Source organism: Paenibacillus sp. QJM3NY_38, from assembly GCF_056173265.1.
The window spans coordinates 4,571,977-4,585,703 of the sequence record NZ_CM149665.1 but is presented as its reverse complement, the minus strand read 5'-3'; the positions used below and the strand labels follow the sequence as shown (position 1 = coordinate 4,585,703).

General features: G+C 54.9%; 11 protein-coding genes. All 11 read left to right on the top strand.

Annotated features, from left to right (window positions below; genetic code table 11):
• The first annotated feature begins 36 nt into the window (after positions 1 to 36).
• The 11 genes from AC0VZ8_RS21075 (at position 37) to AC0VZ8_RS21025 (ending at position 13,715) form a co-directional block, all read left to right on the top strand.
• On the top strand, positions 37 to 954 hold the full coding sequence (locus tag AC0VZ8_RS21075) for a carbohydrate ABC transporter permease (protein ID WP_475484303.1): 918 nt from the start codon (positions 37 to 39) through the stop codon (positions 952 to 954).
• Positions 951 to 1,850, top strand: a complete 900-nt coding sequence (locus AC0VZ8_RS21070) for a carbohydrate ABC transporter permease (RefSeq protein ID WP_083397596.1) — start codon at positions 951 to 953, stop codon at positions 1,848 to 1,850. The genes AC0VZ8_RS21075 and AC0VZ8_RS21070 overlap by 4 nt, the downstream gene beginning before the upstream one ends.
• Before the next feature lie 155 nt (positions 1,851 to 2,005).
• Positions 2,006 to 2,665, top strand: coding sequence for an aspartate/glutamate racemase family protein (locus AC0VZ8_RS21065; RefSeq protein WP_475484302.1), 660 nt, complete (start codon positions 2,006 to 2,008; stop codon positions 2,663 to 2,665).
• Positions 2,666 to 2,692: 27 nt separating this feature from the next.
• A complete protein-coding gene (locus tag AC0VZ8_RS21060) occupies positions 2,693 to 3,607 on the top strand; it encodes a class II fructose-bisphosphate aldolase (RefSeq protein WP_071220169.1) in 915 nt (304 codons plus the stop codon).
• Positions 3,608 to 3,688: 81 nt separating this feature from the next.
• Complete coding sequence (locus tag AC0VZ8_RS21055; RefSeq protein ID WP_475484301.1) at positions 3,689 to 6,142, top strand: alpha-mannosidase; 2,454 nt, start codon at positions 3,689 to 3,691, stop codon at positions 6,140 to 6,142.
• Positions 6,143 to 6,188: 46 nt separating this feature from the next.
• Positions 6,189 to 7,676, top strand: a complete 1,488-nt coding sequence (locus AC0VZ8_RS21050) for an FGGY-family carbohydrate kinase (RefSeq protein ID WP_475484300.1) — start codon at positions 6,189 to 6,191, stop codon at positions 7,674 to 7,676.
• A 24-nt stretch (positions 7,677 to 7,700) separates the two neighbouring features.
• Positions 7,701 to 8,333, top strand: a complete 633-nt coding sequence (locus tag AC0VZ8_RS21045) for a D-sedoheptulose-7-phosphate isomerase (protein ID WP_475484299.1) — start codon at positions 7,701 to 7,703, stop codon at positions 8,331 to 8,333.
• Positions 8,330 to 9,331 (top strand): ROK family protein, encoded by a 1,002-nt coding sequence (locus AC0VZ8_RS21040; protein WP_071220173.1) that lies wholly within the window; start codon positions 8,330 to 8,332, stop codon positions 9,329 to 9,331. Before AC0VZ8_RS21045 ends, AC0VZ8_RS21040 begins: the two co-directional genes overlap by 4 nt.
• Positions 9,332 to 9,357: 26 nt before the next feature.
• Positions 9,358 to 11,661: a Sip1-related alpha-galactosidase gene (locus AC0VZ8_RS21035; protein ID WP_475484298.1), complete on the top strand. Its 2,304-nt coding sequence runs from the start codon at positions 9,358 to 9,360 to the stop codon at positions 11,659 to 11,661.
• A 164-nt stretch (positions 11,662 to 11,825) separates the two neighbouring features.
• Entirely contained in the window at positions 11,826 to 12,827 is a 1,002-nt protein-coding gene (locus AC0VZ8_RS21030) for a LacI family DNA-binding transcriptional regulator (RefSeq protein ID WP_162939115.1), read from the top strand.
• Positions 12,828 to 12,842: 15 nt separating this feature from the next.
• On the top strand, positions 12,843 to 13,715 hold the full coding sequence (locus AC0VZ8_RS21025) for a carbohydrate ABC transporter permease (protein ID WP_071220176.1): 873 nt from the start codon (positions 12,843 to 12,845) through the stop codon (positions 13,713 to 13,715).
• Positions 13,716 to 13,727: the final 12 nt, after the last annotated feature.

Sequence of the window (13,727 nt, the reverse complement as noted above, 5' to 3'; positions counted from 1 at the left end):
TTTTGCGGATATACCACTAACTAGAAGCGGGAAGTGATGAAAATGCGGAATAAGGCAAGAATCGGCTTAAGAAGCAATTTGGAGGGTTACTTGTTTATCTCGCCGTGGTTGTTGGGGTTCTTCGCTCTAACCGGCGGACCGTTGCTGTTTTCCCTGTATGTCTCATTCACCAACTACAATATTACTTCCAGGCGGGATTGGATCGGCCTCAGCAATTATTCCGAAATGTTCTTTCAGGATACTCTCTTCTGGAAATCGATCTCCAACACGCTGTGGTACGTAGCGGTCGGGGTTCCGTTCTCGGCCATCGCGGCCATCGCCGTATCCGCGCTGCTGAGCCAGAAGGTATGGGGCGGCGGATTTTTCCGGATGCTGTTCTATTTGCCGACCGTACTGGCGGGCGTTGCGATGTATATGCTGTGGATGCAAATGCTTGGTCCCCAGACCGGCCTGATCAATACGGTTCTCCGTTTCTTCGGGATCGAAGGCCCTTCGTGGCTGACGGATCCGGTATGGACGAAACCTTCGCTCGTGCTGATGAGACTGTGGGGAATCGGGACCAGCATGCTTCTTTACCTATCCGCCATCCATTCCGTTCCGAAGCAGCTGTATGAAGCCGCAGAGATCGACGGGGCGGGAAGAATCCGCCGTTTTTTCAAAATTACGATTCCGATGATTACACCCATCATATTCTTTGACGTCGTCACGACGATGATCGGCGCGTTCCAGGTGTTCCAGGAAGCTTACGTCATGTCAGAGAACGGGGCAGGCGGCCCGGCCTCCTCCCTGCTGTTCTACAATCTGCATCTGTTCAACGAGGCGTTCGTGGACTATAGGATGGGATACGCTTCGGCTATGGCATGGTTCCTGTTCGTCATTGTCATGATCATCACGGTCATCAACATGACCGCTTCGAAATATTGGGTTCACTACGAAGGCGGTGACCATCGATGAGCACTCCCCATTATTCCGTACCTGCACCAGAAGCAGCCGCCAAGTTGAAACGGCTGTCGAGCGTGAAAAAGACCAACCGCATGCTGAAGGCGGTCAACTTTATTCTGCTGTCGTTATTCTCGTTAACCGTACTGCTGCCCATGTGGTTCATGTTCATTACAGCGGTAAAGACATCTCAGGAGGTATTCGCCTATCCCCCGACATGGTGGCCTACGGAATTTGTATGGAGCAATTTCGGTGAAGCCTGGCAGGCGGCGCCGTTTAGCGGCTACCTCGGCAATTCGGTCATCGTCGCCGCCTTTGCGGTGGTCGGATCCGTCTTGTCCAACTCGCTCGTTGCATATGGGTTTGCAAAAATGAGGTTTGTCGGACGAAATTTCTGGTTTGCGGTCATCCTGGCCACGATGATGATCCCGGGGTTCGTAACGATGATCCCGCAGTATATTCTTTATGCGAATATTGGGTGGGTAGGTACGTTTCTGCCGCTGATCGTGCCGCCGTTTCTGGGCTCCGCGTTCTTCATCTTCATGCTGAGGCAGTTCTATATGACGATACCTACGGAACTGATCGAATCGGCTTATATTGACGGGGCCAACAATTTTTATATCTGGCGAAAACTGATTGTGCCCATGTCCGCACCGGCTTTGACCACCGTCGGAGTACTGGCTTTCAACGGCAGCTGGAACGATTTTCTCGGCCCCTTGCTGTACTTGACGGACCCGGCAACCTTTACGCTGCCCATCGGTCTGAAGGTATTCATCGGACAGCTGAACACGCAGTGGAACTTTCTGCTGGCCGCATCCTGCATGGTGCTGCTTCCGATTATTATCGTGTTCCTGCTGTTCCAGCGCTATTTCCTAGAAGGCATGAATCTGAATGGGGCCCTGAAGGGTTGAGCCATCTAGATGACGGTTTTCGCAGCTGTAACCCCCATGCTCATGTCCATGGGCATGGGCATCCAGATGTCCATCCGCTCTTTTCCATGCGAACGGGAACGTTCCCAAAAATAAATATGCAATGCCAACTATGGTATCGACAAGGAGGCACGAACGTGAACAAATTAGCCATTATCCATACGACGGCGGTCACGATCCCGCTGTTGAAAGAGCTGGCTTCGGAAATACTGCCCGGCTGCACACTCCTTCATTGGCTGGATGATTCGATCCTGTCGCAGTTGAGGGAGGGGGATGAGGCAGCCGTCCAGACCGTGGCAAACAAATGGTCCACCTATGCCCGGTATGCGGAAGAAGCGGGGGCCGAATGTATACTGTCTGCCTGTTCCTCCGTTGGCGACATCGCCGAGCGGGCCGCTGGAACGGTCAGCGTGCCTGTGGTTCGCATTGATGATGCCATGGCAGATCTGGCCGTATCGAGGGGCCGGAGGATCGGGGTCGCCGCAACGCTGGAGACGACCATGAGGCCCACCCTGAATCTGCTTCACAGAAAGGCCGCCGATCAACAGGATTCCATCCAGCTCATTCCGCTGGTCGTTTCCGAGGCTTACGCCAAATTGATGGACGGGGACCAGAAGGGGCATGATGAGCTTCTTGCGGAGCAGCTCCAGCAGCTGGCGCAGCAATGCGAAGTCGTGGTGTTGGCGCAGGCATCGATGTCATGGGTCATACCGGCCTTGCCGAAGGAAATCGGATCGCGCATATTAACCAGCCCAAGGTTAGGGATGGAGCGGCTAAAGCAGCTTTATTTTACCTAGACAAAAAGGATAGGGAGAGATGAAATCATGACTCGTACAACCAAGCCGGACAACGTACTTACGCTGAAAAAAGCATTGGAGATTGCCGAGGTCAACCGGTTTGCCATCGGTTCCTTCTCGCCACGCTATACGCCCATGATCGCGGCCGTGTTACAAGGAGCCCAGAAGAGCGGCTCACCGGCAATCGTGCAAATTTCACATAAAGAATTGATCCGTTACGGCATAACACCGGCCGAATTCGCGGATGAATTTTACGAGCGGCTGAACACGGACCGCATCACCGTTCCGGTCGTTCTGCATTTGGATCATACCAAGGAACCGGGACCGATTCAGGAAGCGATAGAGGCAGGTTTCACCTCCGTCATGATTGATGCTTCGGAGAAAAGCCTGGAGGATAACATCGCCATTTCCCGGGAGGTGGCGGAGTATGCTCATGCCAAGGGCGTCTCGGTCGAGGCCGAGCTCGGCATGATAGGAACGACGGATTTCGTGGAGACGGACAAGGATGAGGAGCTGTATACGGATCCCGAGGAAGCGGCTTATTTTGTCCGGCAGACCGGTGTGGATGCACTTGCGGTTTCGTGCGGTACAGCTCACGGTGTCTACATGGTAAAGCAGCCCAAAGTGGACTATGAAAGGCTCAGGGCGATTCGTACCCTGACTCCCGTACATCTGGTCCTGCATGGGGGTTCGGGTGTGCCGGCCGATATGGTCCAGAAGGCGGTTAAGCTGCCGGATGGCGGTGTCAGCAAGGTGAATATCGCCACCGATCTGGAGCTGGCGCTGCTGGACGCTTTGAACCGGAAGGAACGGATGACAAACAAGGAATGCCTTCGGTTAAGTCCAGCCCAGCTAGCTTTGGGGCGGGAGGCCGTTGCGGAGACGGTGGTGGAGAAAATTCGCCATGTTCTGAACAGCGAGGGTCAAGGACATCATTTTTAGTAGGCTCATTTGCTGAAATCCGGATGCGTTTGAATTATAGATACACATTCAAATCTTTGAACTTACAGGAGGTTCACACATATGAAGCAAAAGCAGAAGCTCCACATGATTGGCAATGCCCATCTGGATCCCGTGTGGCTGTGGCAGTGGCAGGAAGGTTTTCAGGAGACAAAGGCGACTTTCCGTTCGGTGCTCGACCGGATGAGCGAGTATGACGATTTCGTCTATACGTCAAGCTCGGCTGCCATGTACGAATGGGTGGAGAACAACGATCCCGCCATGTTTGAAGAGATTCGGCAGCGCATCTCGGAAGGCCGCTGGGAGATCGTGGGCGGCTGGTGGATCCAGCCGGACTGTAACATTCCGAACGGGGAATCCTTTGTCCGCCAAGGTCTGTACGGTCAGCGATATTTTCTGGAGAAATTCGGCGTGACGGCCAAGGTCGGCTACAACGTGGACAGCTTCGGCCATAACGGCATGCTGCCGCAAATTTTGAAGAAAAGCGGGATGGATTCCTATATTTTCATGCGTCCGATGCCAAGCGAGAAGGGATTGCCCGGCCGGTTATTCCTATGGGAGTCCAGCGATGGGAGCCGGGTTACCTCTTACCGCATTCCGTTCGAATATTTGTCCTGGGGCAAGGATTTGGAGCGGCACGTCAGCCGCTGTATGACAGAGCTTAAGGATCCGCATAACGAGATCATGGTGTTTTACGGCGTGGGCAATCATGGGGGCGGACCGACGAAGGAAAACATCGAGAGCATCCGGAGGCTGAATGACGACGAGTCTTTCCCGGAGCTGGTATTCTCTACGCCGAATCAATATTTTGCGGAGATGGAGAGGCTGGAGGTTCCCCTGCCTGTCGTTCATGACGATCTCCAGCACCATGCCAGCGGCTGTTACGCGGCCCATTCCGGCATCAAGCAATGGAACCGGCAAGCCGAGAACAAGCTGAGCGCTGCAGAGAAATGGTCCGCTCTCGCGGAACGTCTGTTGGGTCAGCCTTATCCGCACGATTACGGAACCGCCTGGAAGAACGTATTGTTCAACCAGTTCCATGATATTCTGGCTGGCACAAGCCTGGAATCCGCTTATGAGGATGCCCGGAACATGCATGGGGAAGCCATGTCGATTGCCGAGCGCAATCTGAATTATGCGATACAGAAGTTCTCATGGAACATCGGCATCGAGCATGAGGAGGGAATGAAGCCGTTCGTGGTTTTCAACCCGCATGCCTGGGCAAGCAGCGTCAATGTCGAGGTGGAGATCGGCGGCTTGAAGGAAGGGGCCGTTTTGGTGGATGAAACGGGAAAAACGATCCCTTATCAGACGGTGCAGCCCCATGCCACGTCCAATGGACGCTACCGTTTGAGCTTCGTGGCCGAACTGCCGTCCTTGGGATACCGCGTGTATAAGTTGCTTCAGCTTGCCGGCAGCACCGACGTCAAACCGGAAGGCTTGAAAGCCAACGACTTCGCGATGGAGAACAATCGCTTCCGGCTGGAATTTGATCCGGCAACCGGATGTATCAGCAGCCTCTACGACAAGAAGGTCGGCTTTGAGCTGTTTAAGGGTCCGGCTGCCGTGCCGACCGTCATGAAGGACGAGTCGGATACATGGAGTCATGAGGTGCTGCACTTCCAGGACAAGATCGGCGAATTTCGGGCCGTCTCGGTGAAGCGAGTGGAGCATGGTCCGGTGAAGTCGGTCATCCGGGTGACAAGCGAGTACGGCGCTTCGCGTCTGGTGCAGGATTTTACGATGTACAAGGAGCTTGATTACATCGATGTTAAGGTGCACGCGGACTGGCGCGAGCAGTTCAAAATGCTCAAGCTGGTCTTCCCGATGAATCTGATCTTTACCCGCCACAGCTATGAAATTCCGTTCGGTTACATCGAACGCGAAGGAAACGGGGAAGAGGAGCCTGGCCAAAGCTGGGTCGATTTCAGCGGTATTGTACGTGAGGACGAAAGCGTCTACGGGATGTCGCTGATGAATGACGCGAAGTACAGCTACAGCATCCATAACAAGGAGCTGGCCCTTACCGTACTCCGGAGTCCAATATATGCCCACCATGATCCGCATGTGCCGAAGCGCGACGGGCACTATTCCATCATCGACCAAGGCATTCAGCAGTTCCAATACCGGCTGCTTCCCCATGCAGGGACATGGGAGCATGCCGGCACCGTCAAGCGGGCGCTCGAGCTTAATCAACGGCCGACGATTGTCATCGAGACCTATCACGATGGTGAACTGCCGCAGAAGGACTCACTGCTGGAGGTGGATCAGGACAATATCATCGTGAGCGCCGTGAAACAAGCGGAGGACAATGATGATTTGGTGATCCGTTGTTACGAAAGCAACCGGGTCGGAACCGAGGCCGTCATTCGACTTCCGAAATGGAACCGCAGCATCGAGGCGGCATTCGGGCCAAGCGAGATCAAAACCTTTCGCATCCCGAAAAACCCGGAAGAGCCGGTGAAGGAGACCAACCTGATGGAATGGGATCTGGAGGAAGGCTCCGGATTGAAATAAATCGGTTGTCGGTGGCTGAATTCAACGGATAAGGAGAGGGTTTGGCATGCTCATGATCGGCATTGATATCGGAACGACCAACAGCAAGGTCGGTGTCTTTGATGATACGGGCAGGATGCTGTCCCAAGCGAGCCGTCAAACCAAGCTTTATGTTCACAGGGATGCCAGTACCTACTTTGACCCGCTCCGCATATGGACCGACGTGGCGGACATGATCAAGGAAGCCGCCGGCAAGGTGGAAGCGGCAAGGATCGTTTCCATCGGAATCACCAGCATGGCGGAGAGCGGACTGCTGCTTGACAGGAGAACGGGAGAGCCCATATCGGAGATCGTGCCCTGGTCGGACAGAAGCTCCGCGCCTCAGGCTCAACTGCTGGAAGCGGAGGATGATCCGTTAGCGAGGTTTCTCGCCAGCGGACTGCATCCCTCCTTCAAGCTGAGCCTGGCCAAAATCCTGTGGCTGAAGCAGCGCGATCCGACCGTAATGAGTCATGCGGTATGGCTATCGGTAGCCGGCTACATCGCCTACCGGCTGACGGGCGTGTTGGCCTTCGATTATTCGCTTGCGGCCCGGACCTATGCCTTCGATATCCGGACCAGGACGTGGGATAAGGAGTGGCTAGGCCATTTGAAACTGCCGCTGGACCTGTTTCCGGAGGCATTTCCAAGCGGTCATGCGATCGGGCATGTGACCGGCGCTGCGAACCATCTCGGCCTGCCGCGCTCGGCGCTCGTATGCATCGGCGGCCATGACCATCTCTGCGCCTCGCTGGCGGTGGAAGCGTTAAGACCGGGAGACGTGTACAGTTCCATGGGCACCGCAGAAACGCTGGTGGGCGTTATGGAGGAACGAGGGCTCAAGTCGCGCGATTATGATTCAAAGCTTGCCTTCGGACTCCATCCGGTGGAGGGGCGCATGTTCTGGATGGGCAGCAATTCGGCCTCCGGAGGTTCTGTGGAATGGGCACGCTCGATTATGGGCCATCCTCGTCTCACTTACGAAGCGATGGAACAGGAGGTGATCGGCTGCGGGCCGGGACCGACCGGAATTCTGTACTTTCCGTTTCTGACAGGAAGCGGTCCGCCGGAGCCCGATGCGAATGCCAAAGCTGCGTTCATCGGATTAACCCAAGGCCATACCCGCGGTCATCTGTGCAAAGCGGTGCTGGAAGGGACCTCGTACCAGATGGAACGCGTACGCGAAACGGCAGCGGGCTTGCTGGAAGGGCCGATGGGACGGATCCGCGTGACGGGCGGTGGTGCAAGGCTTGCTTCTTGGCTGCGAATAAAAGCGGCCGTGTCCGGATGCATGCTGGAGGTACCGGATATCCGGGAGGCGTCCATGATGGGAGCGGCGCTGCTCGGCGGCACGGGATCAGGTATCTATTCCTCGCTCCGGGAAGCAGCGGCCAGCGCAAATAACGCAAGGAGCTCTGAATATATCCCGTTTCGGGAGGAGGAGCATTCGGCTTACCGTGATATTTACGAATCTCAATATATTCCGATCAGCCATCATCTTAGATTACGGAAATGAGCTGGATGAGGAGTGAAGGCTAACATGAATGCAATCATGGAAAATATGCAGCGCAAATACCCGGAGCTTGCGGGCTGCGCGGATGATGTTCTGCGTGCTTTTGAAATTATAAAATCTGCTTTTTATAAAGGGAACAAACTGTTGATCTGCGGCAACGGGGGAAGCGCTTCGGATTCGGAGCACATCGTCGGCGAATTGATGAAGGGGTTCCGGATGACGCGTCCGGTGCCCCTGGCGTTTCGAAGGAAACTAATCGAGGTCGACCCGGAGCAGGGGGATTATATGGCCGATCACCTGCAGGGAGCGCTCCCGGCCATATCGCTCGTCAGCCAACAGGGTCTGATCAGCGCGTTCAGCAATGACGTGGAGCCGTCCATGGTGTATGCCCAGCAGGTATACGGGTACGGCAAACCTGGCGATGTTCTGCTGGGACTCAGCACTTCAGGCAATTCCGTCAACGTAATTCGGGCGGTCCAGGTGGCCAAGGCAGCGGGGATGAGCAGCGTCGTCATGACCGGCAAAAGCGGGGGAGTCCTTAAAACGATCAGCGATGTCACGATTGCCGTTCCTTGGGAAGAGACCTCGGACGTTCAGGAACGGCATCTTCCGGTTTATCATGCCTTATGTCTGATGCTGGAGGAGGCGTTCTTTGCATGACCTATTTGTCCGGTTTCGATATTGGAGGGACGAAATGCTCCGTGTCCGTCGGCAGGCAAGAAGCTGACGGAACGCTGACCATCCTGGCCAAAGAACGCTTTCCGACGCCTCATGAACCGGAGGAAGCACTAACCATCATGATGAATGTGCTTGAGCAATTGCTGCAGCAATTGCACCTGCCCGGCGTTGAGGCAATCGGCATCAGCTGCGGCAGTCCGTTGAACAGCGAGCTCGGGCTTGTCCACAGTCCGCCGAATTTGCCGCATTGGAACGGGATTGATGTTGTGAGTCCGGTCAAACAACGTTTCCGGGTACCGGTCGGCCTCCAAAACGATGCCAATGCATGCGCCTTGTCAGAATGGAGATGGGGCGCCGGCCGTGGCACGAAAAACATGCTGTTCCTGACATTCGGAACAGGCATGGGAGCCGGCTTGATCTTGAACGGTCGGCTGTATACGGGAACGAACGATATGGCCGGCGAGATCGGCCATATCCGGCTGGAGCATGACGGTCCGGTCGGGTATGGCAAAGCGGGATCCTTTGAAGGCTTTTGCAGCGGCGGCGGGATCGCCAGACTGGCTGCAACCCATGCGGAAGCGGTGCTGAACGCCGGAGGTACGACCTCCTTTTGCAGCGATAAAGAACAGCTGGCTTCCATCACGGCCCAGTCGGTCGGCGAAGCGGCCCAGGATGGTGACCCAACGGCCCTGAAGGTTTTTCACCTCGTGGGAGAAGAACTGGGGCGGGGACTGTCCGTGCTGGTGGATATTTTGAATCCCGAGATGATTGTCATCGGCAGCATCTACGGCCGTCAGCAAAAACTGCTGGAGCCTGTGGCGCTTGAAGTTCTGAAACGGGAAGCGTTACCTGGGGCTTTGTCGGTATGCAAAGTGGTTCCGGCAGCGCTGGGCGAACGGGTCGGAGATTATGCGGGCCTATCGGTCGCCATGCATGCACTGTCCATGCTGGCAGATGCGGAGACAGTTAATCCACGATGATGAACCAAAGAGGGGGAATATCGGAAATGTCCGCAACCTACACGAATGCAACCAGGCAAGAGCTGCCTCAGCGCAGGCATGTGCTTGATCTGATCCATCAAATGGCGGTTTCCGTCCATGACTATGAACGAGGAATGATTCCCTTGGAGCTCATCGGCGTTCAAGAAATCGGATTCGATCATGACGCTGGTGTGCACAGAGAAGGGAATATACCGGTAACGGTTACGAAAGACACAAGCGTCTCGGAAAAGAGCGTACAGGACGAGGCGGGATCGAATTATACTGCCACGAATCATTCGGGAGCCGCAAACGCAATATGTTGCAACACGGATGGCGGAAGGCTGGACGGTTGTCTTCTCTATGCTTATCGCAGTGCCGATGGAACCGCCTCGGCGGATATTCGAATCGTGATAAAGGAAAAGAGCGTGCTGGCCTATGTGGATGCCAAGCTGGCGAATGAGAGCCTGTTTGGCAAACAAAGCTATTTCAAACCGGAAGCGGCCGTCACTATAAGCTTTGGCCATCCCGTTCATGAGGGGTATATGGCGAATTACCGGCATAAGGACTGGTGGACACGTCCGCATTTCGGACCGGGATGGGATACGCTGCCTCGGCGTACCCAGTCGCTGGTGTGGAGAACGGCCCCGGACCAGTACCTGTATCTGCTCCCGGTCTGCGATGACCGATGCCGAACGGATCTGCAAGGGGATGACAGCGGGCTTCAAGCCGTAGTATCGCCTTTGATCCTCGGTCATGATTCGATCAAAGCGCTGGCGTTTTCGCTATCGTGGGGAAAGGAGCCTTACGAGGTTGCAGAGAAGGCTTCATCAGATAGCCTTCATGCGTTGAACCGGGAGCATCGTAAAGGGAAGGCATACCCGCCGTTGATGGAGTATATCGGTTTTTGCTCCTGGGATGCCTTCTACCATGAGGTTCATGCGGGCGGAATACTGGAGAAGGCCGAGGAGCTGAAGCTCCTGAAGCTGCCGGTCAGGTGGTTCATGATTGATGATGGCTGGCTCGATGTGTCGGAGATGCGGCTCCAGTCGCTGGAGCCGGACGGGAATAAGTTCCCGGAAGGTTTTCTGCCGGTTACGCGTCAGCTCAAAGAAGATTATGGCGTGGACTGGGTCGGAGTATGGCATACCATTGCCGGCTACTGGGGCGGCATTTCCCAAGGAAGCGACTTGGCGGCGCGGTACGGGGAGTTCCTGCACGAAACTCGGAATGGGCGGCTGATTCCATCTCCGGAACAAAGCAAGGGCTTCGGGTTCTGGGATGTTTGGCACCGTGAGCTTAAGGAACAGGGCATCGATTTCGTCAAGGTTGATAGCCAAAATTCCATTACGAACATGACCATGTACAACATGACGGCCGGCGAAGCAGCGGCAGGAGCCCATGAGGCTTTGGAGGCTTCGGTGTATCAACATTTTGAGGGGAACATCATGAACTGCATGGGCATGGGTTCGGAGAACGTATGGCACCGACCCGTCTCTTCCATGTCCCGGAATAGTGACGACTTTGTGCCGCAGGAGGCAGGCAGCTTTAAGGAGCATGCGCTTCAGAATGTATACAATTCCTATTATCATGGACAGTTCTACTGGGGAGATTGGGACATGTTCTGGACATCGCATGAGGATGCGCTGCAGAGCGCCGTGCTCAGGGCAATCAGCGGTGGACCGGTCTATTTCAGCGATCCCGTTGGGACCACCGACCCGGCTCGGGTATGGCCCATGATCTATCGGGATGGCCGGATCGCGAGAGGAGACCTGCCGGCCCAGCCGACAGTGGATTGCCTGTTCCGCAACCCGAACACGGAGCCGATTCCGTTAAAGGTATGGAACCGGGTCGGACCATCGGGCGTCATCGCCGCTTTTAACATCACGCTGGATGACGCGATTGTGAAGGGCACCGTCCGTCCAAGCGATGTACCGGGCCTTGAGGGCGAAGCTTTTGTACTGTTTGAACCGCTTACGCGGAAGGTGCGTACGCTCCAAAGAGGAGAGGAGCTGAGCCTGCATTTACAGCCGGGTGAGGTTGCGGTTTACAACGTGATCCCGGTTCGGAAATTCTGCACGCCTATCGGTTTGACGGATAAGTTTCTATCCACTCACGCTGTGCTGCAGATTGAAGAGCATCCTCAGAAAACGGCGGTTCGCTTGGTTGAAGGCGGCATCTTCGGGTTTACAGCGGACCCTGCCCGCTCCGTTAAGGCTATAGTCAATGGCTTGGAAGCCAGGGTGGTTCGGAGCGGGGAGCTGTGTGAGATTGATTGCTGCGAAATAGAGGGAGAGCCTGTCATCGAGATTTTCCAAGAGTTCAAAGTTTAAGGCCGAATGCGCTTTGGAGAGGTCGCAGTTGCTATCTGGCAGCCAGGACGGATCAGTTAGAAAACGGCCTTTCCTCGGCGATCCCCGTTTTGGGAACGTTCCCAAAAATTTGCTATTGCATGAGTCTGTTCAGCCATCACTTAGAAGAAGGAGCGTTTATCGCTATGGTTCCTACGATTCATGACGTGGCCAAACTGGCGAATACCTCCAAGAGTACGGTATCCCGCTACTTAAACGGCCAAAAGGTTAAGAAAACGACGCAGGCTGCACTCGACAGGGCGATACGGGAGCTGAATTTTCACCGCAACGCCCACGCCCGCCGTTTGGTAACCAGCAAGACGTTCACGATCGGCATCGCCATCGACGACATCTCCAACGTGTTTTACTCCGGGATGATCAAGGGGATCGAGGACGCTGTCAAAAAAGAAGGCTATAACTGCATCTATTACAGCTGGACATCGAATTTCAACCGGGAAATATCGTTTTTGGATCTGCTGTATGAAGGACAGATTGACGGGTTGATTCTCGTCAGCTTCAGGCGCAGGCAAGAGGAAGAACTGCAGAAGATCCGGGAGTCTCCGCTGCCGGTGGTGCTTATCGGCGACCGTGGCGGGAAGGACGGCATCTTCTCCGTCGACGTCGATAATGCGTTCGGCGTGTCCGAGCTGGTTGCTTACCTGCATTCGATCGGACATCGGAACATGGCTTATATTACCGGACCCGATCATGCAGCTGCCAGCAAATACAGACTGAAGGGATACATCGACACGCTTGGGGCGTTGGGAATTCCGTATCGCCCGGAATGGGTGGTGACATCTGATTGGAGCAATCAGGGAGGGTACGAGGCGATGCTGGAGATCAACGGTCTTGAGGGGATTACCGCCGTTCTCGCCTCCAATGACGAGACCGCCGTCGGCGCCATGCGAGCCATCCAGGAAAGCGGCCGCAGCGTGCCGGAGCATATGTCGATTGTCGGATTTGACGACATCTCCATCGCGCAGTGGGTATATCCGGCCTTGACGACAGTTCGCCAGCCATTTTTTGAAATCGGTAACAAGGCGGCGGCCGGCCTGTTCGATAAAATTCACGGCAGGCCGCATGCGGAGAGCGCAAGTCATTTATTAAGACCGAAGCTTATTATTCGGAATTCCTGTGCGAACACGTAAAGGGAGGCACGCCCGGTGAAGACGAAAATCAATAAATCGAATTACGGCTACCTGTTTATTTCACCTTTTTTTATTGGATTCATTATTTTTGGTCTGGTGCCGATTTTATACACCTTGTATCTCAGCTTCACGAAATGGGATGGCTTTGACGATCCCGTGTTTCTGGGCATTGCCAATTATGAGCGGATCCTCCAGGACAGCTTCTTTTATCAGGCGATCGGAAACACGCTGATCATCTGGCTGATGTCGATCATACCGCAGCTAACAATTGCGCTTATATTGGCCATGATCCTGAACGAGAAGTTCATTCGCGGCAAGCATTTTTTCCGCGCGGTCTATTTCTTTCCCCACATCATTACGCCGGTTACGCTCGGCGTCATGTTCAGTCTGATGTTCGACTGGCAGACGGGAAGCATCAACAAAATCATCATGGCGATGGGCTTGGTGGATGATCCGGTCAACTGGTTCAACCATCCTTGGCTCGCCAGGATGATTGTCGCCGGCGTCATCTGCTGGCAATATTTCGGTTACAACATGATCGTCTTTATCGCAGGTCTTCAATCCATTCCGTCCGAGGTGTACGAGGCCGCGGAAGTGGATGGGGCGACGAAGTTCCAAACGGCGCTTCGTATCACGTTCCCGATGCTGCGTCCGGTCTTTCTGTTCACGCTTATTACGTCGGTGATCGGTGGCCTGCAGCTGTTCGATGCGCCGCTGATGCTCGGATCGGGCCCAGGCAACGCGACCCGGACCATGGCGATGTATCTGTACGAAACAGCTTTCCTGAACTTCGATTACAGCTACGGGGCAACGATTGCCTACGCGATCTTCATCGTGATTATGCTGTTCTCGCTGATTACGGCTCGGGCTGCGAGACTGAAGGACTAGGGGGTGCCAGAA